24 protein-coding genes are annotated in these 25,223 nt (G+C 62.9%); 13 read left to right on the top strand and 11 right to left on the bottom strand.

Features of this window, described 5'->3' with window-relative positions; translation table 11 throughout:
* Positions 1–22 precede the first annotated feature (22 nt).
* Genes BDK61_RS10870 through cyaB form a run of 3 tightly spaced genes read right to left on the bottom strand, consistent with a single transcriptional unit; the run spans position 23 to position 3,062 of the window.
* Positions 23–1,210, bottom strand: a complete 1,188-nt coding sequence (locus BDK61_RS10870) for a tRNA sulfurtransferase (RefSeq protein ID WP_121303239.1) — start codon at positions 1,208–1,210, stop codon at positions 23–25.
* A 47-nt stretch (positions 1,211–1,257) separates the two neighbouring features.
* Positions 1,258–2,460, bottom strand: coding sequence for a methionine adenosyltransferase (locus BDK61_RS10865; RefSeq protein WP_004960672.1), 1,203 nt, complete (start codon positions 2,458–2,460; stop codon positions 1,258–1,260).
* A gap of 59 nt (positions 2,461–2,519) precedes the next feature.
* Positions 2,520–3,062: a class IV adenylate cyclase gene (cyaB, locus tag BDK61_RS10860; RefSeq protein WP_121303238.1), complete on the bottom strand. Its 543-nt coding sequence runs from the start codon at positions 3,060–3,062 to the stop codon at positions 2,520–2,522.
* An 80-nt stretch (positions 3,063–3,142) separates the two neighbouring features.
* Between cyaB and BDK61_RS10855 the strand changes: the two genes are divergently transcribed.
* The 3 genes from BDK61_RS10855 (at position 3,143) to BDK61_RS10845 (ending at position 5,562) form a co-directional block, all read left to right on the top strand.
* On the top strand, positions 3,143–4,171 hold the full coding sequence (locus BDK61_RS10855; RefSeq protein ID WP_011223511.1) for a threonine ammonia-lyase: 1,029 nt from the start codon (positions 3,143–3,145) through the stop codon (positions 4,169–4,171).
* Between the two features lie 79 nt (positions 4,172–4,250).
* Positions 4,251–5,195 carry an FKBP-type peptidyl-prolyl cis-trans isomerase gene (locus tag BDK61_RS10850; protein ID WP_011223510.1) on the top strand — a complete coding sequence of 315 codons (945 nt, stop codon included), beginning with the start codon at positions 4,251–4,253 and terminating at the stop codon, positions 5,193–5,195.
* A gap of 166 nt (positions 5,196–5,361) precedes the next feature.
* Positions 5,362–5,562, top strand: a complete 201-nt coding sequence (locus BDK61_RS10845; protein ID WP_007190080.1) for a hypothetical protein — start codon at positions 5,362–5,364, stop codon at positions 5,560–5,562.
* A gap of 2 nt (positions 5,563–5,564) precedes the next feature.
* On the opposite strand, the gene BDK61_RS10840 is transcribed toward BDK61_RS10845, so the two are convergent.
* Together BDK61_RS10840 and BDK61_RS10835 are read right to left on the bottom strand one after the other, a co-directional pair.
* Entirely contained in the window at positions 5,565–6,194 is a 630-nt protein-coding gene (locus BDK61_RS10840; RefSeq protein ID WP_004960685.1) for an RAD55 family ATPase, read from the bottom strand.
* A gap of 28 nt (positions 6,195–6,222) precedes the next feature.
* Positions 6,223–6,849 (bottom strand): MinD/ParA family ATP-binding protein, encoded by a 627-nt coding sequence (locus tag BDK61_RS10835; RefSeq protein ID WP_004960687.1) that lies wholly within the window; start codon positions 6,847–6,849, stop codon positions 6,223–6,225.
* Between the two features lie 193 nt (positions 6,850–7,042).
* On the opposite strand from BDK61_RS10835, the gene BDK61_RS10830 reads away from it, so the two are divergent.
* From BDK61_RS10830 to pyrI, 3 genes are all read left to right on the top strand, one after another.
* Positions 7,043–8,200, top strand: a complete 1,158-nt coding sequence (locus BDK61_RS10830) for an FG-GAP repeat domain-containing protein (RefSeq protein ID WP_121303237.1) — start codon at positions 7,043–7,045, stop codon at positions 8,198–8,200.
* Positions 8,201–8,358: 158 nt separating this feature from the next.
* Positions 8,359–9,273: an aspartate carbamoyltransferase gene (gene pyrB / locus BDK61_RS10825; RefSeq protein WP_004960692.1), complete on the top strand. Its 915-nt coding sequence runs from the start codon at positions 8,359–8,361 to the stop codon at positions 9,271–9,273.
* Complete coding sequence (gene pyrI, locus BDK61_RS10820; RefSeq protein WP_004960695.1) at positions 9,270–9,737, top strand: aspartate carbamoyltransferase regulatory subunit; 468 nt, start codon at positions 9,270–9,272, stop codon at positions 9,735–9,737. The genes pyrB and pyrI overlap by 4 nt, the downstream gene beginning before the upstream one ends.
* Before the next feature lie 21 nt (positions 9,738–9,758).
* Here pyrI and BDK61_RS10815 read toward each other — a convergent pair whose 3' ends face one another.
* The 6 genes from BDK61_RS10815 to BDK61_RS10790 are packed head-to-tail and all read right to left on the bottom strand — an operon-like array spanning position 9,759 to position 17,390.
* Positions 9,759–10,625, bottom strand: a complete 867-nt coding sequence (locus tag BDK61_RS10815; protein ID WP_049944739.1) for a DUF58 domain-containing protein — start codon at positions 10,623–10,625, stop codon at positions 9,759–9,761.
* A gap of 55 nt (positions 10,626–10,680) precedes the next feature.
* Positions 10,681–11,622, bottom strand: a complete 942-nt coding sequence (locus BDK61_RS10810; protein WP_004960702.1) for an AAA family ATPase — start codon at positions 11,620–11,622, stop codon at positions 10,681–10,683.
* Positions 11,619–12,572: a DUF7502 family protein gene (locus tag BDK61_RS10805; RefSeq protein ID WP_121303236.1), complete on the bottom strand. Its 954-nt coding sequence runs from the start codon at positions 12,570–12,572 to the stop codon at positions 11,619–11,621. The genes BDK61_RS10810 and BDK61_RS10805 overlap by 4 nt, the downstream gene beginning before the upstream one ends.
* Positions 12,572–13,234, bottom strand: a complete 663-nt coding sequence (locus BDK61_RS10800) for a DUF1664 domain-containing protein (RefSeq protein WP_004960708.1) — start codon at positions 13,232–13,234, stop codon at positions 12,572–12,574. The genes BDK61_RS10805 and BDK61_RS10800 overlap by 1 nt, the downstream gene beginning before the upstream one ends.
* Entirely contained in the window at positions 13,231–15,597 is a 2,367-nt protein-coding gene (locus BDK61_RS10795; protein WP_121303235.1) for a VWA domain-containing protein, read from the bottom strand. The genes BDK61_RS10800 and BDK61_RS10795 overlap by 4 nt, the downstream gene beginning before the upstream one ends.
* Positions 15,597–17,390, bottom strand: coding sequence for a vWA domain-containing protein (locus BDK61_RS10790; protein ID WP_121303234.1), 1,794 nt, complete (start codon positions 17,388–17,390; stop codon positions 15,597–15,599). The genes BDK61_RS10795 and BDK61_RS10790 overlap by 1 nt, the downstream gene beginning before the upstream one ends.
* A 236-nt stretch (positions 17,391–17,626) precedes the next feature.
* Between BDK61_RS10790 and BDK61_RS10785 the strand changes: the two genes are divergently transcribed.
* From BDK61_RS10785 to BDK61_RS10755, 7 genes are all read left to right on the top strand, one after another.
* Positions 17,627–18,265: a helix-turn-helix domain-containing protein gene (locus tag BDK61_RS10785; RefSeq protein WP_121303233.1), complete on the top strand. Its 639-nt coding sequence runs from the start codon at positions 17,627–17,629 to the stop codon at positions 18,263–18,265.
* 252 nt (positions 18,266–18,517) lie between these two features.
* Positions 18,518–18,760: a 4Fe-4S ferredoxin N-terminal domain-containing protein gene (locus BDK61_RS10780; RefSeq protein ID WP_007190086.1), complete on the top strand. Its 243-nt coding sequence runs from the start codon at positions 18,518–18,520 to the stop codon at positions 18,758–18,760.
* Positions 18,753–21,248 carry a molybdopterin-dependent oxidoreductase gene (locus BDK61_RS10775; protein ID WP_121303232.1) on the top strand — a complete coding sequence of 832 codons (2,496 nt, stop codon included), beginning with the start codon at positions 18,753–18,755 and terminating at the stop codon, positions 21,246–21,248. Before BDK61_RS10780 ends, BDK61_RS10775 begins: the two co-directional genes overlap by 8 nt.
* 2 nt (positions 21,249–21,250) lie before the next feature.
* Positions 21,251–22,081 carry a sulfate reduction electron transfer complex DsrMKJOP subunit DsrO gene (gene dsrO, locus BDK61_RS10770; protein ID WP_121303231.1) on the top strand — a complete coding sequence of 277 codons (831 nt, stop codon included), beginning with the start codon at positions 21,251–21,253 and terminating at the stop codon, positions 22,079–22,081.
* Positions 22,081–23,376 (top strand): NrfD/PsrC family molybdoenzyme membrane anchor subunit, encoded by a 1,296-nt coding sequence (nrfD, locus tag BDK61_RS10765; RefSeq protein WP_121303230.1) that lies wholly within the window; start codon positions 22,081–22,083, stop codon positions 23,374–23,376. Before dsrO ends, nrfD begins: the two co-directional genes overlap by 1 nt.
* Positions 23,373–23,960 (top strand): TorD/DmsD family molecular chaperone, encoded by a 588-nt coding sequence (locus BDK61_RS10760; protein ID WP_121303229.1) that lies wholly within the window; start codon positions 23,373–23,375, stop codon positions 23,958–23,960. Before nrfD ends, BDK61_RS10760 begins: the two co-directional genes overlap by 4 nt.
* A 222-nt stretch (positions 23,961–24,182) precedes the next feature.
* Positions 24,183–25,220, top strand: coding sequence for a YhjD/YihY/BrkB family envelope integrity protein (locus BDK61_RS10755; protein WP_121303228.1), 1,038 nt, complete (start codon positions 24,183–24,185; stop codon positions 25,218–25,220).
* The last annotated feature ends 3 nt before the right edge of the window (positions 25,221–25,223 follow it).

The raw sequence follows: 25,223 nt of genomic DNA, 5'->3' as shown, positions 1-25,223 counted from the left end.
AACCCTGGCCCGCCCCGGAGATTTAGCTTTCGATGGGGACGACAGTACGGTCCTGGGCGCAGGCTTCGGCGCGCTCGAACAGGTCGTCGGGTTCGGCTACCCGAACCGCCTCTAGCGAGGCATTGGTTTCCGGATGTGATGGCGCGACGCGGTTGCAACCGGTGTCGATTGTCGAATCCTCAAAGGTCTCGATGGTTCGCGCATGATCGGTTATCTCGGACTTGTCGACGGTGAGGTTCGGTCGGTACACGGGGAGTGTGGTCGCGGCATCGGTGACTGCGATGTTCGCGCTCGTCTGGCTGGATTTCTGCCCAATAGCTTCGCCGGTGACGATGCCGACAGCGTCGTAGTCGTGTGCGATAGCCTCAGCGACTGCGAGCATGAACCGGCGGAGAACGAGCATTCGGAGCGACCCGAGGTTTTGAGAGAGGTCGGTGACGACGTCACCGGCCTCAACGACGTTGACGGACAGGTCGTGCCCGGGTGCGTACGAGGCGAGTGTTTTGACGGTCGAAACGGCTCGTGCCCGGTGGTCGGGGCCGCCGTAGTCACCGAGGTCGACGTAGACTGGAATCACGGGTGCGCCGCGTTTCATGAGCTTCCAGGCGGCGACCGGCGAGTCGATACCACCGCTGATGAGGGCAACGACGGGCCGCTGGGTCCCGAGTGGGAGTCCGCCCGGGCCCGAACGTTTCTCACAGAAGACGTACGCCTCGTCGGCGCGACACTCGACGAACAGTTCGAAATCGGGGTCGTTGAGGTCGACGGCGGGCTCGCCGCCCAGTTCTTCAATTGCCTCCCAGACGGCGGTCCCGCCATCGGATTCGATGTCCGTACTCGAAAAGGGGTGTGCGTCTGCTGGCCCTGCCCGGCGAGCGTTGACAGCGAAAGTGCCGCCGTCGTGCTGTTCTCGTGCGGTCGCGACCAGTGCCGTTTTGATTGCAGACAACGTCGGATCGACGGTCGTGACCGCCGAGGCGGAGGTGACGCCGAACGTGTCGGCCGCGGCTGCGGCCACACTCTCTGGCTGGTCAGTATGGATGAACAGCCGGTTCCGTCGCTGTTCGATGCCTCCTGACAGGTCGCGCGCGTCGAGCATCGCGCGGAGATTGTCCGCCAGTTGCTGCTCCATCTTTCGACGGACTTGGTTGCTCTTGACGCCGAGTTCGCCGTGGCGGACGAGCACGCTGTCGGCGTCTGGCGGATGCATGCCAGCGAGTTGACTAGCAGTGAGTAAAGGGGTGTCGTCTCGCCGTCTCAGAACGTGGAGAGGTCGCCCTCAATGACCTGCCGCGTGATGTCGGTCACATCGGCCAGTTCGTCGTCGATTGTGGCCTGAATGTCTGCTTCGACATCGCCGACCGCAACGCCGTCTTCGGTGACGACCGTCGCGTCAGCAACGTGGGGCTCGTCAATCGGCGACCCGATCTGTGAGAGCAGGCGCATCTGGACCTGTCGGATGCCATCGACTTCATTTGCGACGGACTGTGCGATTTCTGTCGAAAGGAGATTGTAGATCTTCCCGATGTGGTTGACTGGGTTCTTGCCAGATGTCGCTTCCATGCTCATCGGGCGGTTCGGCGTGATGAGGCCGTTCGCGCGGTTCCCGCGCCCGACAGAGCCGTCATCGCCTTGCTCGGCGCTTGTCCCGGTGGTGGTGAGATAGATGGACTCGGCGTCGTAATCGTCGGCCGTGTTGACGTGGACCGTTACGTCTCGGTCGGTGTACTCTTCGGCGAGGTCAGTAACGAACGCTCGCACGTCCGAAACGGCAGTTTTGTACGCATCGAGGTCCGGGACGTGTTCGTCGACCATCGCAACGGCCACAGTCACGTCGATGTGGTCGCCCTCGCGCTTGCCCATCACCTTCACGTCTTGGCCGACGACTGGGTTGGACTCGGCGTACTCGCCGGTCAATTTCTGCTCGGTGTTGCGGACGATCTGTTCAGTTTCCGTTAGCGGGGCGTGGCCGACACCGTAGCTGGTATCGTTTGCCATCGGAATTGCTGCTTCCTCACCGAACACGGTCTGGAGGTCGCCTGACCCTTCGCCGAACTGAACGTCAACGATGACGTCGGAGCCGAGATCGAGGTGGGGGAACTGCTCGTCGAGGTAGTCGCGTGCGGCCCGGAGGGCGATGCTTTCAGCCGGGATACGCTCGCCGTCGAACTTCTTCGTCGCTCGACCGACGACCAGAATGTAGATCGGCTCAAGCACTTCGCCGCCGCCGTACGCAGGGGCGGCAGTGCCGGCGACGAGCTGTGTCTCGTCTGTGTTATAGTGCAAGACTGTGCCGAACCGGTCGATGTACGTCTGTGCCAGTGCACGTGAAACCGTCTCTGCGATGCCGTCACAGATGGAGTCCGGATGGCCGATACCCTTGCGCTCTACGACTTCGATGTCCTGATCTTCGACTGCGAGTCCGCTTGCAGGTTGGACGTGGATGTTCCGCTCAGTCATTGACTCGACTTCGTCTGGCCGGGTTCTATAACTTACGGGAACAGATAACAGCGGAATGATTACTCGTTCGCATCGCTAAGTAGCATCCCGAGATAGGAGGTCCGTTGCTGGTCGTTGGGGTTCAGACTGAGGTCCCGAAGCACCTCGTAGGCTCCTTCTCGAACGGGTTCGATATCACCGTCGGTTTCGCGCTCGACTTCGACGAATTCGCCGACATCGTCGACAGCGTCGAGGGTGACATCGTACTCTCGGACCTCGTAGACTCGGCGGTTCTTCCGGACCGTCGCCGCGGGCTCGAAGCCGAGGTGCTGGACGATAGCGTCGATGTGGTCGCCGTTCTCGACGCCCGTTTCGAACTCTTCTCGGCTCTTCGACTCCGCTTCGAGGAGTGGCCCCTTGTAGGTGACTTTCGCCGTCGTCTCTCCCTTCCTGGTCTCGCGACGGACCCGGAACGCCTCGTCTGTCTCGGCGAAATCCCGGTGGGGCGCATCGTAGTACGTGTCCGTCTGTATCACCGTATCGACCTGTTCGGCTCCGAGCTCGTCGAGTCGCTCCGCGACAGCCTCGATATCCGCCGGCACTTTCACCTCGACTTCGTACATACTGTGTGGCTGGGCCGGGCCGCTGAAAAACACTCCCGTCGACCGCGCCCTTTACTGTGTCCGCTCTCCCGGGTAGTAGTATGGCCGGTCGCTACGAACCGATCGACTCCCCGGACGAGACGACCCTCTTTCCGTACCACGACCTGACGCCGCCGACAGTTGCAACGGTCGCGCGCGCCCGGCAACGCATCCGACAGCACCTCCCGGAGACGCCTCTGGTCCGAAGCGAAGCCCTCTCCGAAGCCCTCGACGCGGATGTCTTGCTCAAGCGAGAAGATACACTCCCGACCGGCGCGTTCAAAGTCCGCGGCGGGGTGAACCTCGTCGCGTCCCTCGACGAGGAGTTCCACGACGCCGGACTGCTCGCCGCGAGCACGGGAAACCACGGCCAGTCTATCGCCTGGGCCGGGCGTGAGTTCGACGTACCCGTTACTATCGGCGTCCCCGAAGAAGCCAACGCCGGAAAGGTCGGCGCGCTGGAGCAACTCGGCGCAGAAGTCATCCAGTACGGCGAGGACTACGATGAGGCCCGCGAACACATCGAGGACTTGGCGACCCAGCGCGAGGCGCGCTACGTCCACTCGGGCAACGAACCGAAGCTGCTCGCCGGCGTCGGCACGGCGGGGCTCGAAATCCTTGACGAGCGCCCCGACGTCGACCGTGTGTTCTGCCCCGTCGGCGGCGGCACCGCCGCGGCCGGGTACTGCACTACGCTCGGGGCGATGACCGACGCCGATGTCGTCGGCGTGCAGGCTGCGGGCGCGCCCGCGGTGTACCGCGCTTGGCAGGACGAGACGCTGGACGCCCTCGACAGCGTCGACACTATCGCCGAGGGTGTCGCAACCCGGGTTCCGTTCGCGCTCCCGACCGAAATCCTGCAGGCGGGACTCGCCGATTTCCGACTCGTGTCCGAAGACGCCATTACCGATGCCGTGGCGCGCCTGTTCGAAACAGACCGCATCGTCATGGAAGGGGCCTGTGCGACGGCTGTCGCCGCAGCGATTCAGGCTGGTGACGAACTACGGGGCGAGACGGTCGTCCTTCCCATTTCGGGACGGAACATCGACCGAGAGAAGTTTGACCGACTGCTGGCCGAAAGCGAGTACTAGCCGACCACTTCCGAAGTTCTTCGACCGCTACTGACCGGGAAACGTTGTCCTTAAGAGTGCCACGACTGACGAACAGGGTATGAGCAACGAGTCTGAGACCGACGTAGACGAGGAGACCGCAGACGAAGAAGAACAGGCCGAGGGACTCCAGAAGGGCGATGTCGTCAAGCTCGCCTACACTGCCCGCACCGTCGACGGCGGTCAGCTTGTCGATACGACCGACGAGGAAGTCGCCGAGGACGACGGTATTGATACCGAACAGCAGGAGTTCGGTCCGCGAACCATCGTGCTGGGTGAGAACCACATCTTCCCGGATGTCGAGCAGGACATCTACGGGAAGGAGGTCGGCGACGAGGGTGACGTGACCGTTGCGGCTGCCGACGCCTTCGGCGAGTACGACGAGGAAGAGGTCCGGACGGTTTCGAAGGACAAGATCCCCGAGGACGACCGCTACCCCGGCGCGCACGTCGACCTCGAGGGCGAACACGGCCACGTCGAGACCATCATCGGCGGCCGCGCGCGAGTGGACTTCAACCACCCGCTGGCCGGTGAAGACGTCGAGTACGACTACGAAGTCCTCGAAGAGGTCACGGACCGCGAGGAGAAGGCACAGGGCATCATTCAGATGATGCTCGACATGGAACTCGACGTGTGGTTCGAGACTGACACCGTCGAGGAAGAACAGCTCGTCGAGAGCGAGGACGAGGATGAAGACGAAGAGTCCGAGCCCGAGTACGAAACCGTCGAAGTCGAGAAAGAGACGCTCTACATCGAGGCGACGCCGCAGCTGACGATGAACCAGCAGTGGATGATGGGCAAACAGCAGATCGCCCAGCAGCTCACGCAGCTACTCGATATTGACCGCATCATCGTGCAGGAAGAGATCGGTGGCGGCGGCATGGGCATGCCCGGCATGATGGGCGGCATGGGCGGTGCCGGCGGTGCTGACATCGAAGACGCGCTGGAAGACGCCGACGTTGACGCCGAGGAGATCGTCGAAGAGATCGAAGGCGCCGAAGAGTAACTTCGTCGCGAGCACGCCGAGCGGTTCTACGGTGCTGAGCGACAGCGAACGGGGTTGCGGTATCGAGCGGTAGCGGGCGGTTTTACGGTTCTAGGCGCTAGCAACTGCCACTTTCTGACGGCCAATACGGGAGAACCGTTATACGCACGACACGTCATCACTACGCATGCGAGTGTCGCTGGTGTACCCGTCACTGCTCGCGCTCCCGCCGGGAATCGCGTTTGGCGTCGGCACGGTCGTGCTGACTGGAAGCACCGGCGCAGGATTGGCAGCAGGCGTTGGCGTTGGTCTCGGACTATTCTTGTTGATACTCGTCGGCACTGAGTTCGGCTCGACGGACAGAGAGCCACAGCCCGGCGGCGAATAGAATCAGGCGATGTCGCGGCTCGTATCGATGCTGACCTCTTCGACGAGATTGAGCTTGATGATATCAGTGGGAGCGCGCCCGCCGCGGAACTTCGGAATCGCGAGCCGGTTTTCGACCTCGTCACCGTTCGTTGTGGTGTTAAGCTGGAACACCACGTCAGCGAAGTGCTCGGTCGTATCTCGAAGCGGTGGCACGTCACGGCCGTCGAGACAGTGGACGATAGCGAGGCTCCCGGTGTTGACGATATGGTTCTGCAAGTCGTTCATGAACGCGCGAAAGCGCGAGTGTGGCTCTTGGGCTTCCAGCACGTCGAGCGGGTCGACAATGAGGTTTGAGGTCTCCGGCAGTGCCGAGACGAGCTTGCCGGCGTTGTCAAGCGGCGCTTCGCCGGAGATGTGCCGCACCGTCGGGTCGCCGGTATTGGCCGGCGTCTGTTCGATGCTCGCGATGACTGATTCGGCGGTCCGGTCGAGCGACAGCCACAGCGTCCCGCGCGTGGCGGTAAGTTCGTAGAGGAACAGCTCCGCTTGGCTAGCCGGCTGGGCAGAGAGCACGACGATACTCCCCGCAGGGATGCCACCATCGAGCTTTCTGTCGAGGACATCGATGCCCGTTCGCAACCGGTTGGCCATACCACTGAGAGCTTATTTACCCACGAGATTAAGTATTCCGCTTGGCGAGAACGTTCGCCATCTCGACGTATTTTGCCACCGCCCGGTCCGATTCCAACGGCCTCGACACCGATGGAACGTGAACCGTTCCCGAGCAGGACAGCAGGTCCGATGGGTCCACGGACCCGTCACCGCCGACGAGGACTGTGAGGGCGGGCGGCGCGTCAAGCGCACGGGCAATCGCCGCGGTTTTGGCTGTGTCGGTGAGGCTCTGTCGGGTTGGTGCACTCACAAGCACCGTCCTGTCGGCCGCCCGTAGCGGCTGGGCGGCATCCGGGCCAGCGCCGGCTGGACAGTCGAGTACTACAGGGCCATCACACCGAGACAGACTGTCAATAGCATTGTCGATAGCGGCTCCGGGTGCGGTCTGACAGGGAAGTACGTCGACGTTCTCGACGGTCGTGGCGGGCTGGGCAACTGCGGTCGGCTCAGCCGAGGCTGTGATATCAGCGATTCCGGGTGTCGGAGCGACGCCAGCGCGACGGTGGAGGTTCGGCATGTCGCGGTCGGTGTCCACGACTAGCGACCGCCGGGTGGGCGTTCCCAGTGCCTGACCGAGCCCGAGGGCGATGGTCGTTTTGCCACAGCCACCCTTGCCGCCAGCGATTGCGAGCATAGTGAGGGTGGACTGCCTATCGGTTTTGAATCCTCGTACTATGAATCACAAACAGTGACCGCAAAACTGGGCCGGAAGGTCTGACTTACGTCGGTTGGCTGTTGCCTACCCTTACGCGCTGGGTTCCATTGTCGGGCGCAGTTTCAGGTTGTGGCCGCTGTCGGCCGGTGTTAGCCCGGCTATAACAATACCGATGTACCCGAAGGGCTGGGACATGAACCTACATCACGAGCGCATCGAAGCCTCGCCGCCGGCGAGTACGATGAGCTTCTGTCTCACAACCGACCTCACGGGGAACGGCCGACCGGACGTCATCGTCGGGGCGCTCGGCGACACGCACGAGGTCCAGTTCCCACTCGTCGACAAGTCAGTCGACTTGCTGTCCGTATTCGGTATGGGGCCGCTGGCCCGCTGGCTCCAGACGAACGTGTTCTGGTACGAAAACCCCGGCTGGGAGCGCCACGACGTTGCCAGCGCACCGGAACTATCCGTCGGTGGCTCGCTTGGTGACATCACGGGGAACGGCCGACCGGATATGGTCGCCGGCCAGAACATCCACCAGCACAAACTGTGGTGGTTCGAGATACCGGACAACCCACGGAAGCAGTGGACGCGCCGGCTCATCACCGACGATTTCGAGAAATATCACGACACCGCTGTGGCGGACGTGGACGGCGATGGACAGAACGAGGTCGTTGGGCTGTCCCAGGAGTCAAAGACAGTGTTCTACTACGATATTCCTGCGGACCCGACGCGAAAACCGTGGCCGGTGGCCAACCGACACGTCGTCGCCGAGGACCTCGATGTTGAGGGCGTCGCTGTCGAGGACATTGACGGGGACGGTGCGGTCGAAATCGTCGCCGGCCCCAACGTCTTCCACCGGACGGCCGACGGATGGGACCGGGAGCCAATCGCCGAGGACTGGCAGTGTACTCGCGTCGCTATCAAGGACGTTGACGGCGACGGCGACCTAGAGATAATCCTCGTCGAGGGTGACGAACCGTATCTCGACGACCGCCCGGCCAGGCTGGGCGTGTTCGACCCACCCGAGTGGGACCTGACCCTGCTGCACGACGACCTTTCGAACCCGCACAGCCTCGACGTGGCGGACTTCGACGGTAACGGTAATCCCGATATCTTCGTCGCAGAAATGGGTCTAGAGGACGGACACGAACCGCGACAGCTCGTGTTCCACAACGACGGCGAGGGGAATTTTGAGCAGAAGGAACTGAACACCGGCATCCCCACCCACGAGGCGAAGGTCGTCGACCTCGACGGTGACGGCGTCCCGGACATCGTCGGCAAGGCGTACACCGAGCCCCGCGTCGATGTCTGGCAGAGCAACCCCTGACGAGTCGCCTCGTCGTGTTATTTTGGCCGCTACGCTCCCTCTGGCCTCGCTTTCGAACCCAGCGACGATGTTCACGAAGCCGAACCTGACGATGTAAGTGACCGTTCAATTCCCGTGTCGGGGGATTCAAGAGCGTCCGGAGCGCGGTATCGAGTGAAATGCGGCACGACCACATCATCAGCGCGAAACAACTCTCGCGGGGCGACATCGAGACGGTGCTCGACCACGCGGCTGACATCGCGGCTGACCCGGGAGCGTTCGCGGACCGGCACAGCGACACGCTGCTTGGCCTCCTCTTTTTCGAGCCGAGCACCCGGACGAAGATGAGCTTCACAACGGCGATGAAACGCCTCGGCGGCGACATCGTCGACATGGGATCTGTCGAGTCCTCAAGCGTGAAAAAAGGCGAGTCACTGGCTGACACTGTCCGCGTCGTCGAGGGGTACACCGACGCGCTCGTGCTCCGGCACCCGATGGAGGGTTCCGCGAAGATGGCGAGCGAGTTCGTCGACGTGCCGCTCGTCAACGCCGGTGACGGGGCCGGTCAGCACCCGACACAGACGCTGCTCGACCTCTACACGATCCGTGAAAACGCCGGCTTCGACGACTTGACTATCGGCATCATGGGCGACCTGAAGTACGGACGAACCGTCCACTCGCTGGCCCACGCACTCACGACCGTCGACGCCAGCCAGCACTTCATTAGCCCGGAGTCGCTCCAGCTTCCGCGGTCGGTTCGCTACGACCTCCACGAGGCCGGCGCAGGCATCCGCGAACACACCGAACTTGACGACATACTCCCGGAACTGGACGTGCTCTACGTGACCCGCATCCAGGCCGAGCGGTTCCCCGACGAGAGCGAGTACCGCGAAGTCGCCGGCCAGTACCAGATCGACGGCGACACGCTTGCGGCGGCCAAAGACGACCTGACCGTGATGCATCCGCTCCCACGCGTCGACGAGATCGCTCACGACGTCGACGAGACCACCCACGCACAGTACTTCCAGCAGGCCCACAACGGTGTTCCCGTACGGATGGCGCTGCTTGACCTGATGCTCGGAGGCGACCAATGAGCGACAACGACCAGCAACTCCGCGTTTCGAAGATCCAGAACGGCACCGTCATCGACCACATCGCGGGCGGACAGGCGCTAAACGTCCTGGCGATTCTCGGCATTGACGGCACCAGTGGCGACTCCGTCTCCGTCGCGATGAATATGCCCTCGGACCGCCTGGGTCACAAGGATGTGGTCAAGGTTGAGGGCCGCGAACTCTCACAGAACGAGGTCGACGTGCTCTCGCTCATTGCCCCCGCGGCGACGATCAACATCATTCGCGACTACGAGGTTGTCGAAAAAGGCCGCGTCGAGCGCCCGTCGGTCGTCGAGGGCGTCCTCGAATGCCCGAACCACAACTGCATCACGACTGAGAACGAACCCGTCGACTCGCGCTTTGCCGTCGGCGACGACGGTGTCCGCTGTGAGTACTGCGATACGATCATCCGCGACGACCTGCCGGCACACATCCTCGCAGAGTAAGCCGACCTTGCTGCCGCTTTGCTACTGTAGCCAGATGCTCGCAAACGAGTCGAAGTAGTCTTCGCCGGTATTGATCAGTACGTGGTCTGCACCGAGTGCCGTAACGCGGTTTGACACCGAATCGATGTGGGCGTCGAGCCGCGACTGGTACGTCTCTGCCAGCGAGCCGCTGAAATACGATCGGCGTGTCTCGTCGCTCTCGGGGTCGGCAAACAGCACGTCACCGACGACGCCAGGGTCCCGTTCCGCTGGCGCGACCACGCGGACCAGCAACACGTCGGCGTCGTTGCGTGCGAGCGCGGCGATACCGGATTCGAGTGCCTCCGGGTCGGACAGACAGTCGCTGAAGACGACGACGAGCGAGCGCGACCGAATGCGTTCGGCGTACGCTTCCAGCGCGGATTCGAAATCGGCCGTCCCGCCGGGCGTCATCTCGTTCAACTGGTCGATGAGCGAGAGGAGTTCGCCGCGGTTCGACTGGCCGGTATCGATCCGGTTCACCCGGTCGCGGAACGTGCAGAACTGGAAGTCGTTGTTTTCCTCCGCGGTAAGGTAGGCGAAGCCGAGCCCGAGCTTGGCGGCGTACTCGAACTTGTGACTCGTCGCGTCGCCGTAGTCCATCGACGCGCTCGTGTCGACGAGCAGGTGGACGGTCAGGCTCCGCTCTTCCTCGTATTGCTTGATGAAGTACTCCTCTGTGCGGGCAAACAGCTTCCAGTCGATCCGTCGCGTGTCGTCCCCCGGCGAGTACCGCCGGTAATCGCTGAACGTGAGCCCCTCGCCGACCCGCGGGGACTGCTGGTCGCCCTGCCGAATCGAGGTCGTCTGGCGGTTCAGCGCGGCGGTGAACCGGCCGAGTTCGTCGAGAAAGTCCGGTTCGATAGTCACGACTGTCCCTCCCATTCTTGCTGTGCCGCCCGCTGAATCGCGGTCACTGAGTCGCTCATTCCAGCAGGGCTGCGATGAGGTCGTCCGCCGTTCGACCCTCCCGCTCGGCCCGGAAGTCAACGATAATCCGGTGGCGGAGCACGGGGGCTGCCAGCGCCTCAATGTCCTCGCCGGTGACGTGCGAACGGCCGTGGAGGAACGCCCGGGCCTTCGCCGTCTGGACGAGTGCCATGCTCGCCCGCGGGCTGGCACCGAACTCGATGTCGTCGGCCTCGCGCGTCCGGCGGACGAGCTGGACTGCCCGGTCGCGCAGGTCGTCTGCGATAGGCATCTCACGGACCAGTTGCTGTATCGCCTGAATTTCCGAGCGGGTCAGCGACCGCTCAACGGGGACCTGTTCTGCCCCAGCGGTGTACATGTCGACGATAGTCCGTTCCTCGTCGTAGTCCGGATAATCGACCAGCAGCTTCAGCATGAAGCGGTCGGTCTGGGCCTCCGGAAGCGCGTAGGTCCCCGACTGGTCAATCGGGTTCTGGGTGGCCAGAATGAAAAAGGGACGCGGCAGTTCATAGGTCTCGCCCGCGGCGGTCACCTGTTTCTCCTGCATCGCTTCCAGCAGGGCGGCCTGTGTCTTCGGCGTTGCCCGGTTGATCTCGTCGGCCAGTACGACGTTGGCGAACACCGGCCCTTTCTCGAAGACGAACTCGCGGCCGCTGTCGGTCTCGCGGATAATCTCGGTCCCAGTGATATCGGACGGCATCAGGTCCGGGGTGTTCTGAATCCGGGAGAATTGGAGGTCGGTCACCTCCGCGACGGTCCGGACCATCGTCGTCTTCCCAAGCCCTGGGTTCGATTCGAGCAGGGCGTTGCCGTCGGCCAGGATACAGATGAGCAGTTGCTCCAGTACCGCCTCCTGACCGACGATCCGCGTGCTGATCTGTTCACGTGCGTTCGCGATCTTCTGCTGTAGTTCGTCGATGTCTTGCTCTGGGCTCATGGGTCGGAGTCCTCGTCGTCTGTGTCCTGATCTCGAATCCTGAGATTGTACTCGCGGATGAGGTCCGCATCCTCGACGTCTTCCTGACCGGCGAACCCGGCCTGCTGGCTGTCGACTGTCCCACTGCCGCTCCCCGGCCCCTCGGTGTCCGACGACGGGAACGACTGACTCCGGTCGATTTCTTCGTCGCCGCCCGTCGAGTCAATCTCGGCGGTGAGGTTCTCGTCGCCCGCCTGTACGTCCTCGCTGTCGCCGAGTATCGCGTCGCCGTCTTCGAGCCCCTCGTACTGGCTTGGCCGGTCGTTTGGTGACTCCGTCTCGACCGGGTCGCGGTCGAGCAGGCCGATGTCCACGACGGCTACCTGCACTGTCGCCAGACTCAGCAGGATAACGACAACAAGCGTCCCGAGCAGTCGCCGGCTGTCGACGAGCGCGACGCTTGAACTCTGTTTCAGCCCATCGAGGACATCCTCGTAGAGCCGGGCCGCCATCCGTGTCTCGGCCTCGTCTTCCACCGCATCCCGCGCCGTTCGGAGCGCGTCGGTGACGTTCGCGTTCGCCGCCTCGAACTGCTCGACGAGCGGTTGACGGACTCGGTACAGATACTCGCCGATGAGCCAGCACACTCCGATGGCGATGCCAACGACTGCGCCTGTCGGGAACGACAGCGCAGGTACCGAGCGGCCGACAGCCGCCTCAACCGGGTCCGTCACCGCCGCCGGAACCGACACCTGTGTCGGGAGTTCGGCCGGCGAGAGGACAGTCAGGAGGATGTTCACCAGAAGAAAGAGCAACACCGCGTCAACGATGGCGTAGACGAACGCCGCCTTCTTTCCCTCGCGTCTCACCTCGGCGATGGCGGCGGCCATCCGTTCGCGTGCTTGTGCCCGTTCGCTTTCAGGCGGCTCCTCACCGCCGTTCTCTCCGATGTTTGTATCTGGTTTGTCCATCAGTAGCCCTCGCAGGTAGCTTTCTCCTGGTTCTCCGGCTGGCTACAGAGCGTCTCGATATCGTCTCGCAGCTCTTGGTTCTGGTTTTCAAGCTCCTCAATATCGTCTTCGAGCGTACTTATCCGTGATTCCAGACTGTCGATGTCGTCCTGCAGGTCTGACACCTGGTCCTCCAGTTCGGCACGCTCGTCCTCTAGATCCTCGTTTTCGCTCTCCAGATCATCGATCGTCGACTCAAGGTCGTCAACCTCGTTTTGGAGCGTGTCGCGCTCATCCTGCAGGTCATCGACCGTCCCCTCCAGTTCTTCGACGCGGTCCTCGCTATCGCGGAGCGACTGCCGAGTCTCTGCTAACTGGCTCTCTGTGGCGTTCAACTGTTCTTCTGTCTGGTTCAGATTGGTCGCGACCTGATCGACGTCCTCCGACCGCGTCTCCAGTTGGTCTTCGAGTTCGTCAACGCGGGTCTGGGTAGATTCCAAGTCATTTCTCGTGTCGTCTAGATTCTCCCGGAGTTCGGCGTTTTGCTGGCGAAGCTCCTGATTCTGCGAGCGCAGGTCGCTGGCTGAGTCCTGGTACAGCACCGTCGTTCCGCCGGTGCCAACCATCGAGAGGGCGACGAACACCACGAGTCCGAGGTTGATCCGGCGACCGATTGCGCTCACGGGAGACCACTCTCCAGAGAGGTGCGACCGCGGTACACTTGAACACGCCGGGCGACCACCTCGCCGGTGAACAGCAGGAGCGCGCCGAGCAGGGCGACCCAGTCCCAGGTGTCCTGAACGGTGCGGACCCGGGTGGACTTCTGGCGTGCCTCACTGGCTATCTGTTCGCCCTGGTCCGGAGTGAAGGTCTGTCCGCCCGTCGTTTCGACGAGCGCATCGAGGCTGTCACTTGGGCCGAAGGAAGCGTACTCGACGGGGTAGTTCGCCGCATATTCAGTGTCGAGCGCCGCCTGATACCCCGCTTCTCTGGGCGTAAACTCGCCGCGATACCGGCCGTCGCCGACCTGACGGAAGGAGATGTTTGCCGCGTCCGGGCGGCTATCGCCCTGGTAGGTCAGCGTCGTTGGCCGTCCCACGCGGGCATCGCCGACCGCTGTGACGCCGGTTTGTGTGCGCATGGGGTCACCCACCGCGTAGTTGACCGATTTTGTGACGACTAGCGAGTCCGGTCGGTCGAGCAGGCCGCCCATCGTGTTATCCGAATCGTAGGCGGTAATAGAGACCACGCGGCCCAGCCCAAACCGCCAGGAGGCGATGGCCGGCTTCCCGTCCGCGGTGGCGACCTGATAGTCCGCTCCGGGCTTGACTTGGACGTTGTTCGCCTGGCCGGGATTGGCCGTCAGCTCGACGCCGGCGGTGATGAACGTGTCTTCCGTGACGATGGTGAGGTTTTCGCCCTGGTAGCGCCGCGAGGAGCCGCCAAAGAGGAGCCGCAGGCGCTCGGTCTCGTCGGCCGCAAAGTACGAGCCGCCGGACTCGCTGGCGATCTGGCGCATCGTCGCGACGCCGACGCGCTTGCCGACGCCGACCGAGACGACGCGGGTCCCCTCGCGGCCCAGTTGGTTGGCAACGGCCGCCGGCGGGCCGAGCCGGTCCTGCCCGTCACTGAGGAGGATGATCGTCCCCTCGCGGTCGTCCAGCAGTTCGTCAGCGCCCTGAAGTCCGACGGCGATGTCCGTCGCGCCGCCGCTTTCAAGCCGCCGTATCTTATCGGCAGTCTCTGCCCGGTTCTGACCGAGCGCTTGCATCTCCGAGACGCGGTACGCGTTCTGGTTGAACGCAACGACACCCACCTGATTCTCGTCGCCGAGCTGGTCGAGCACGTCAAGCGCGACAGCTTTCTGTACCGAGAGGCCGCTCTCAGCGCTGCCGGACACGTCGACGAGGATGACAATGTTCGACTCGCCGCCGGTCGCGTTCCCGACCCGGACCGGGAGCATCGAGGCCACCGGCGACGTTTCGTAACCGCCGTTCTCGTAGGCGTTGTTGCCGCCCGCGACGACCAGCCCGCCGCCGTTGATGACGAAGTCCTGCAGGGCAGTGGTGTTCCCCATATTGCCCGACGGCGTGTCTTGCATGACGACGGCGGCGTAGTCATCAAGGTCCGCCGGGACTGACGAGGCCGTCGAGACGTTGTACAGCGAGTCGAGGTAGTTCCGCAGCGGATACTCACCCTGTGAGACGTACAGCACGTCGGGCTGTTCGACGACGCGGACGCTCTTGTAGAACACGTCGTTTCGCGCGTACTCGTCGTCGCCGGACAGTGTCGCGGTCACCCGGTGTGACCCGAGCGCCTCGAACGTGTGGTCGACGGTGAGCGTCCCGTCCGGCCGGAGTTCGCCCTCGGTGACCGTTTCTCCGTCGATGGTCACCTCCACGGGCACTGGTTCGAGGACGCTCACGCCCTCCATCGAGACGGTGTACTGCGACCGGACGCCGCGACTCACCGTCGACGGCCCGGCTATCGTCACGGCTCGCTCTGTTCGTGGCGACTGGGGAGTGACGCTGTGGACGGTCGCGTTGAGCCCGGCGGCGTCCTCGGCAGCCGTTGCAAGGCTTCGTCCCTCCGTGACACGACCGTCGGAGACGACGACGACCGTCCCGTTTTCCTGGAGGTTTGCCGCTACGCCGTCGCCGAGCCGCGAGTTCGACCCGCTACCGATCGTCGCCCGCGTCACCGGGACGCCCTCGTCCTCGATATCCCGTACCAGCTCGTCGGTCGTGTTCGGATAGATTCCCATGCTCGCGGACTCATCTGTCAGCAGTGTCACGCCCGGTTCGCCCGGCGTCTCGCGGGTCTGAACGGTGTACGGTTCCATCGCGCCGAGGACGAGCAGGCAGACGATGAGCACGCGGCTGGCAAGCAGGAGTCGGCGGCTCCGGTTCGAGGCCGACCGCGGTCCACCGTCGCCACGCCGGATGAGATACGCGAGGAGGCCGACGGCAACCGGCACAGAGAGCAGGGGCCACAGGTGCTCGACGCCGACAGTGAGTCCCTCTGTGAGGGTGTAGGAAACCGCCATCAGAGATCACCCCGCCGGCGAAGGTAGCCGACCTCGACCAGCGCGAGTACCAGCCCAGCCAGCGCGAAGTATTCGGTCAGCGGCTGTGGCACCGACCGCCGTTCGGTCCGGGTGAGGTTCCCGGCCGTCCCGGAGCGCTGGTCGAGTGCTTCGACATTGGTGTTTGACTCGCTTTCGTCCAGCAGCGACGCACTCACCTGCCGGCTCTGGCTCCGGTAGAGGCCGGCACGCTGGAGCGGGACCGAATTCCCGGAGACAGGGCCAGCCGGCCCCTCGACAGTGGTGTTTCCGAACCGGACGGTCTCGCCGGTCTCGTGGTTCAGCGCCGGGAGCGGTTCCCTGTCCGCGAGGTAGTACACTGCCCGCTTCCAGAACACGGGGTACTGGTAATTGAACTTGAAGCTGGACCGGTCCTCGATGTAGCCGTAGTACATGAGGCGGCCACCGTTCCGGTCCTCGGTCGCAATGAGCGGCGTCCCGTCGCTCAGTTGTACCTGGGCCGACCCGGAGCGCAGCGAGCCCGAAACGTACTCGTCGGGAGGCTGGAAGTCGATGCCGCGGGTGAGCTGTGTCTGTGCTGTCTGGCCCACCGTCGCGCCCGCCTTGGTCTCGCCGGGTTCGATGAGGAGGAGGTCCCGGTACCGCTGCGGGAGGTTGTCCTGTGCCAGCACCGCCACGCCGCCACCGTCTTCGACCAGTTCGCGCCCGGTTTCGACGTTCCCGGGGAGCAACGAACTCCTGTCGACGTTGCTGTACAGGATGATGTCGTAGTCGCCCTGAATCGTTGTCGGCGGCTGCCTGACTGTCACGTTCACCCGGTCAACGACCGACAGCGCGGTGGTCAGGTACCGGTTCCGGTCGTTTGTCAGCACCAGCACGTCGACGGCTGCGTCCGCCGGTGCGGCGACGTAAACGCTGTCATCCGTTGGGAAACTGTCGCCTGGGCCAAGCCGGGCCTCACTCCCACCGGCCGGGACCGGGAGCGTCACCGAACCCACGTCGTCGGGCCCAAGCTGGAGCTCTTGCTGGGCGTTCCCGAGCCGGACGGTCCGGGTCACGGTCGAGTCGCCGTAGTTTTTCACCGACAGCGTCACCGCCGAGCCGGAGAACCGCCGGTCGATGAAGCCGACGTTCCCGTCGCCCCCACCGTCGAACTGCTGGAGGTCGACGGAGAGCCCGCGCCCGCGAGCCGTCGTGACCGCGGTCGTCCACTCCTCGCCCGCGAAATCGCTCAGGACGACGACTCTGGCGTTCTCGCCGGCGAGCGAGGCTGCCTGCGAGATAGCGCCGCTGAGCGCTCCCGGCGCATCCGTCGGACTGAGTCCGTCCAGCGTTCCTTGGGCCGCTGTCGGCGTGCCACGCTGGAGTACCACCTCGCCACCGTTGGTCGTCGTGACGACAGAGGTTGTCCCAGTCACCTCATCTCGGGCGGCCGCGACGGCCTGCTGGAAGCGCGTCTGGCCGTCAGCGTCGGTCTGCATTGACGCGCTCGTGTCGACGACGATGACCGTCTCCGCTACTGTCGCCCGCTCGGAGACGGTGACGTACGGTGTCGCCAGTCCGACCGCGAGCACCAGTACAACGAGCACCTGCAACAGCAGCAGGATACTCCGTGAGATCCGTTCGAGAAACGGTGTCGCTGACTGCTGGCGTTCGCCGGCGACGAGAAACTGGAACGTCGGCAGCGTGAGTTCCTGCGGGTCCGGTCGAATGAGATACAGCACGACGATCGGCACCGTAAGGAGGAGGGCGGCCAGTCCCAGGGGGGCAAGCAAAACGTCCGAGAGGACCATTGTCGATGTATCAGGCGGAGGCGGCATTTATCTTGTGTCTCTGGTGACACCAACCTGTGAACATGGCCCCGACGCCGTCCATCTGAGACACGACGTGGCACAGTTCATATTCGGAGCCGTCGTGACGTCAGGAAGCTATTCTCTATGAACGTTCTGGACAAACCTGCCGATGTCTGTCGGTTACGATGAGAATCGACAAAACGTATTTAACTGAACGTCGGAGATGAACAGACAGAATGGACCAATCCGAAAGCGGGCTCACAGGGACAACAACGGGCACCGCTTCCGAACGGACCGTTGAGGTTCTGTTCGAAATTGAACTGCCCGATGACTGTTCGTGTCCACTTTCGGATCCGGATGCAGACATCGAGAACGTTCATAACCAGATCGACGACGGAGTCTGTCACGCGGAGATGACCGTCTCTGATGAAACTGGCACCCCGCGGGTCCTGCATTCGACAAATCAGGTCGGGGACGCCTGTCTCTGTCTGGCGTTTAGCGAGGTCGGGTGTGTACCACGAACCCGGCGCGTAGACGGTGACTCACTTTTTATCGAGACGTACGTCTCAGACCGGAGCGTCATCAGCGAGCTGGTCGAGCAGTTGCAACCAGCGGCTGAACGAGTGCGCCTGCGACGGCTGACATCCCGGCAGGACAACAAGACAGAGTCGGACCCTGCGACTGTCGACCTCGCCTGTCTCACGACAAAACAACGGGAAGCAGCGATAATCGCGGTCGACGAAGGCTACTACCAGCAGCCCAGACAGACGACTCTCGACGACCTCGCATCGACACTCGGTATCTCGAAATCTGCGCTCTCTCAGCGCCTGAACGCCGTTGAATCGAAACTCGCGACGGCCGCCTTCGACCCGTAACCTCATTTTTTCGGTCAAGACGTACTGGCGGTAGCATCGACGCCGGCGTTGTAGCGACCGAGACAAACGCGAACAGGCCGTTCCATGGGTGAAACCGCGTTTCGGTCGGCAGTCTAGCTTCTCGACACGCCATCGGCCTATCGGCTACACCGTGGGTTCAAGCTGAGTGGCGCGGTTCTCACCTGTATTTAAACCCCTTCATAATACAGCGCGTTTCCTACCGAGTTCCGAGAGAAATCGACAACTAGAGCCATGAATAACCCACAGCAACCGAGATTGACGCCGATTGAGGAGTGGGAAGATGAAGCAACAGCGATGCTCGACGGCGTCGAGTACGATACTGATCTGGGGCTACGGATGGCTCGTGACGCGATCCGCGTCTCAAATGGGGAGCTGAGCGACGCCGAATTCCACGAAAAGTACCACGAGGCGGTGCTGGCGGAGTTCGGTGCAGACGAGCGACCGACCAAACCTGAGGGATTCGACGATGACTGACAACGATGGGCTGTATCGGCGTGATGTACTGAAAGCCGGGGGAGCGGCTGCTGCCCTTGGTCTCGGCGGCGGTGAGTTCCTTCAGGGACTGGCCGAACGCGGGGACCAAACGGCGGCGTCAAAGCACAACACGGGTATCGAGAACTACGTCGGGCAAAATGACGTCATCCAGACCGTCTGTTCGCCGAACTGTCGCGGGAAGTGTCCCATCGATGTCCACGTCCGTGACGGACAGGTGAGAAAGGTCGAGCCACACCCGCCGGAAGATGAGCAGTACAAGCGGGCCTGTGTGCTCGGGCTCTCACACACCCAGCGCGTGTACGACCCGACGAGACTGAAATACCCGATGAAGCGCACCGACTGGTCGCCCGACGAGCCCAATCCCGACGGACGCGGTCCGGATGCCGAGTTCGAGCGCGTCTCGTGGGACGAGGCGCTCGACCTCGTCGCCGACAAGATGCAGTCGTTGAAAACAGACCACGGCGCAGAGAGCGTCCTCTTCCATGAGGGGTCGGGGAACTACGGCCAGACCGGCAAGGCGTTCAGCCGCCTGGCCTCTCTATTCGGCTCAACCCAGTCTGCATGGGGAATCGACGCCAACGTCGGTCGCGGATTCAACCGGGTCACTGGGACCGGCTTCTTCCTGCCACCAACGAACGAGGCCGAGGACTGGGAGAACGCGAACACCATCATCGTCTGGGGGTCGGACATCTTCTCCAGTCAGTTCCAGATGGACGCCTCAAAGGTTCTCGATGCCGTCGAGAGCGGCGCGAAGCTTGTCGTGGTGGACCCGGTATATACGACGACAGCGTCGAAAGCCGACCTGTGGCTCCCGGTCAAGCCCGGGAAAGACGTGCATCTCGCCCTTGCGATGATGCACACCGTCTTCGAAGACGAGACGTACGACGAACAGTTCCTTCGGAAGCGGACGACCGGTCCGGCGCTGGTCCGGAAAGACACTGGTGACCTGCTCAAATCGAGCACCGTCTTCGACGACGGCAGCGATGACCAGGTTGTCGCCGTCGAGCAGGGGAGCAACACGCCGGTCGAACTCGAACCTGAGACCGACGGCCCGTATGCCCTCTTTGGGGAGTTCACTGTCGACGGCATCGAATGTGAGACAGCGCTGACCAGACTCCGGGACCACGTCGCTGACTACACCCCATCGAAAGTCGCGGAGAAGACCGGCGTCGACGCGGAGAACATCCGCACTGCAGTCCGATGGCTGGCGACTCGTGGCCCCGGTGGCATCGCCCCGAGTTACGCGATCGGGCGGTACAAACACGGGCACGTCTTCGGCCAGACCTATGCGATGCTGATGGGGCTGACCGGTGACTACGGTCGGCACGGAAACATCCACGCGCACCATGCCGGCGGTGCGTCGCTCAGTACCGGTGGCTGGGGCACTCCGGAGGACGCCGACCCCGGACCGTCGCTGTTCTTCCCCGAATACCCGGACGCGATGATCGACGGTGACCCGCACAAGGTCAGGGCTGTCTACTCTATCGAGTCGAACATGATGGGGAACCAGTTCCCGGACCGCCAGCGGTTCAGAAAGGCCATCAGGAGCCTTGAAATGTACGTGGTCGCGGATATGCACCACACGGATACGGTCCAGCACGCGGACATCATCCTCCCGGCCCCACACTGGTTCGAACAGGAGGACATCACTTCTGGCTGGGGGTCCCATCCACACCTCGGGTACCGACACAAGGTGCAAGAACCGATGTGGGAGGCCAGAGACGACTACTACGCGGTTCGCGGGCTCGCGGAACGACTCGGCTTCGGCGACTACTTCCCGGAGACGAAACGCGAGATGCTTCGGGAACTCGCCAGCCGGGACGACGCCATCGATTTCGAGACGCTGTTCGAGCAGGGGACTCAAAAGAAGCAGGACGTTCCCATCGTCAAGTACACCGACGAGTTCCCCACCGACACGGGGCGCATCAAAATGTACGACGATGACGCCCCGAGCGAGGAGGGCGTGACGTTCGACGTCCCACGGCCGCTCGAAGACCGGACAGCCGACGACTACGAAAAGGCCGACGAGTACCCGCTGATGTTCATGCAGAAGCACAGTCGGTTCCGCATCCACTCACAGTACGAGATGGTGAACTGGGTGCGCGAGGTCAACCCCGAGCCGCAGCTGGACATCCATCCATCGGATGCGAAAGCTCGTGGTATCGAGGACGGCGAGTACGTCCGCGTGTACAACGACCGCGGCGAGATGATTGTGAAGGCAAAATACAACGAGGCATTCCAGCCGGGGCTGGTAAACACTGACCAGGGATGGTGGTCGCGTGACTACCTCAAGGGTCACCACAACGACCTCACGCACAACGAGGTCAGCGAAGTCGGCCAGACAATGTCGTTCTACGATGTCCGCGTCGCCGTCGAGCCGGCTCCTGACGACCTTGACACGGAGAAATACGAAACGGACAACCCGCGTGGAACTGTCGCTGAAACATCACGTGTGGGAGGTGACTAACGATGACGAACTATGGCCTCGTAATCGACCAGGAGCGGTGTATCGGCTGTCAGGCATGCGCAGTGTCATGTAAACAGGAGAACAACGTCCCGATGGGACAGTTCTGGAACCGCGTCCTCACGGAGGGCGGCGACAAGATGGACACCCCGTCCGGTGGCTACCCCGAAGACGGCGGCAGCGGGGCGCTACATATGCAGTACCAGCCGACGGCGTGCCAGCACTGCGAAAACGCGCCCTGCGTGAAGGTCTGTCCGGTCAACGCAACGTACACCCGGGACGACGGAATCGTCGAAATCGACTACGACAAATGCATCGGCTGTCGCTACTGTATGGCCGCCTGCCCGTACAACGCGCGGGTGTTCAACTGGGACGAACCCGAACACATGCCCGAGGCGGGAACGGGCGACGTTGCCGCCCGGCCACAGGGCGTCGTCGAGAAGTGTACGTTCTGTAGCCATCGCGTCGACGAGGGACTCGACCCGGCCTGTGTCGTCAACTGTCCTGCCGACGCACGCATCTTCGGTGACCTTGACGACGAGGGAAGCACCGTCTCGAAATACATCAACGAATACGAGACAGACCAGCTCCTCGAAGACCGCGGGACGAACCCGAAGACACACTACATCAGCGGCGAGATGAGCCCCGGTCGGCCACAGACGTCGGATAAAATGGAGAGCGAACTCGACGATGTCTCTCCGTGGTCCGATGGGTCAGAGGACGTGCCAGCTGAGGCCAATGAAAGCGACAGCAGTGGCTCGGGTGGAAGCCACCACTCCATCGAGAGTGATGCAGCTCCACACGTCCCAGCAGTGGGGTCCGGAGGTGATGATTGATGGCCGCTGACTCATCCCGAATCGCGATTCCGGCCTTCGGAACGAAAGGAAAGCTGTGGCTCGGCCTGCTCGCGAGCCTCATGGTCGCTGGACTGGCAGCCTGGGGCTACCAACTCACCACGGGCCTTGTGGCCACGGGGATGCGCAACGTCTTCTCGTGGGGCCTGTATATCATGATGTTCGTCCTGTTCGTCGGGCTGTCCGCCGGCGGGCTCATCATTTCGAGCGCACCGAAGTTCTTCCACTCACACCGCTACGAAGGGTTCGCGCGGCTTGGCGTGCTGGTCAGTCTCGCGTGTATCACGGTCGCGGGCCTGCTCATCCTCCCGGACATCGGGCGGCCCGAGCGGCTCTACCAGTTTTTCACCTCGCCGGACTTCCGCTCACCGATGGTGTGGGACTTCGGGATTGTCATTCTCTACGGCGTGCTAAACCTCTGGTATCTGTGGCTCCTGACTCGGCGTGACCTTGCTGCGCGGGGGTCGCCACTTGCACTGGGTGTCGATGACACCGGCCCCGGACGCGAGCGTGACCGCACGCTCATGTTCTGGACCGCGGCACTCGCACTCCCGACTGCAGTCGCCCTTCACTCGGTGACCGGGTGGATTTTCGCGACGCAGATCGGACGTGGCGACTGGTTCAGCCCCCTTGTCGCACCGGTGTTCATCGCCAAGGCACTCGTCTCCGGGCTCGGGCTGTTGCTGGTCGTGTCGATCCTCGCAGACCGGCTCACGAACTACGAAGTCAACCGCGAGGAACTCACGAGCCTCGGCAAGCTACTCGGTATCTTCCTCGCGCTTCACGTGGTGTACCTGCTTGCGGCCGAACGATTGCCCCACGCCTGGGCGGACCACTTCGGGTTCTGGGCCATCACCAGCACCTTCCTCATCGGCGAGTCCGTCTACTTCTGGCTCTGGACCGTCGTCGGCGGGGCAGTCCCACTTGTCATGCTGATGATTCCATCGCTGCGAAAGCGCGTGTCGGTCATCTTCACCGCGAGCCTTCTCGCGGTCTTTGGCACAATGTTCGAAGGCATCCGTCTGGTGTTCACGGGATACGAGGTCGCTAACATCAACCTCCCACCGGGCATCTCGCTCGGTGGCGAGTATGCCGGCATCACGACCGGCATCTGGGCGACTGCCGGAGCCTACACCCCGACGCTGGTCGAGGTGGTTGTCACCCTCGGTATTGTCGCCTTCGGCGCGCTCATCGTCACGCTCGGCATCAAGTACGTCCCGATTCAGCGAGTCGACGGACAGTATGCAACTGATGGCGGCACACAGGAACGACAATGACTGGACAGACTGACACCTCCACCACACGTGAGCGATCTCCTGAGCACGACATCGGGAGCGATGGGTTTCGGTCGGACGCCGCGGCGACCTACGCTGTCCTCGCCGAATGTTGGCGAGAACCGACCGAGCAACTGACCGAAGCCATTGAGGCCGGTGATCTGGTTCCGGTGGTCGGTGACATCGGCTCGGTCGACCGCCATCGTCTCCGGACCGAGTACACCCGACTGTTCATCGGTCCAGCGGGACCGCCATGTCCGCCCTACGAGAGCGTCTATCGTGACGGTGAGGACCCGGATGCACTCGGCCCGGTCAAGGGACCAGCCACGATGGCTGTCGTGCGCTGGTACAGAGAGTTCGGCGTCCAGCCCGCGGCTGCCTATTCGGACCTCCCGGACCATATCGCCACGGAACTGGAGTTCGCTGCCTATCTGGCAGAAGCGGGCTTCGACGACCAGCTTGACCAGTTCTTCGAGGAGCACCTCGCTGCTTGGACTGACGAGTTCCTCAGGCAAGTCGAGACAGAAACACGGGAACCGTTCTACGCGTCGCTGGCAACGACGACCCGAGAGGTCATACATCAGTAGTGACGCTTCGGGGCGCTCCCCGGATTTGTAGCGGCGAATAGACGCGTTCTCTACGGGTGGTCACCCCACAGAACTGCTATTCTCACTTGGGGTCGTGACAGACCGGTTCTGGGGTGACAAACCGCACCTATCGGCGGTTGGACCGACGCCCGCCTCGCCGGCGGCGTCGGGGAGCGTCCGCTACGGCGGCGTCTATTTGCTTCTCGGCGTCGAATTCCGCGTATGCGTTTCAGTCGCGCCCGTACGGAGGAGGTTCTGCGCGCTCTCGTTCACGAAATCAGGGCGGAACGGCTCACGTTCATGGCTGGCTCGATAGCCTACCACGCGTTCCTGTCGATTCTTCCGCTGTTATTGCTGGTGTTGACCTTCGTCCAGCGAACGGAGAACGTCACGCTACGGGCCTCCATCGTCGGCATCATGGAGGCTGTTCTGACCACACAGGCAAGCGGCATCATCCAGCAGGGACTGACCGAGGCCGACGCGTCCGTGTCGGCGCTGGGCGTGGGCTTTCTTCTCTGGGGCTCGCTGCGAATCTTCCGGGGGCTTGACACGGCCTTCTCCGACATCTACGAGACGGGCGCGTCGAACACCTTCCTCGACCAGTTCGGCGACGGGCTGGTACTGCTCGTGACCGTCGCAGTGGCGATACTCAGCGCCAGCGCGCTCGGCAGCGTCCTGCCCGAGACCGGAAGTGGCCCGCTGTGGACAGTCGCCAGCGGGCTGGTCCGGGCCGCCGGATTGTTCGTTGTCTTCTATCCAATGTACTACATTTTCCCGGACACGGACGTTTCACCGCTTGAAGTTGTTCCCGGCGTCGCGTTTGCCGCAATCGGACTTACCGTCGCGCAGGTTCTCTTCACGGCGTTCAAATCCGATTCGACGGGCGGGAACATCATCGCCAGCATCCTCGTCCTGTTGAGCTGGCTGTACATCATCGGGCTGGTGATACTGCTCGGGGCGGCCATCAACGCCGTCCTTTCGAACCGCTCTGCGGACGTGGATATCGACCCTGTCGTTGGCGAACATTCCCAGCAAAACACCATCCGGACAACGACGATGTCCCGTGAGGCGCTGCTGGCCGAACTTGAGACACTTGCCGACCGTTTTCAGCAAGGACAGGGGACAATCACCGTCGAAATCGCCGACGAGCGTACCGACATCGACTGCCCGGAAACCGCGACTGTCGACCGTTCGTCGGACGTGTTCAGTCTGGACCAGTCGGTCGCGCTCACGCTCAGATGGTGGCCGAACGAGAAATAACGC

The organism is Haloarcula quadrata (genome assembly GCF_003634715.1).
Classification (GTDB): domain Archaea; phylum Halobacteriota; class Halobacteria; order Halobacteriales; family Haloarculaceae; genus Haloarcula; species Haloarcula marismortui.
The sequence above is the reverse complement of the archived record's forward strand: the minus strand, read 5'-3'. Positions and strand labels throughout refer to the sequence as shown.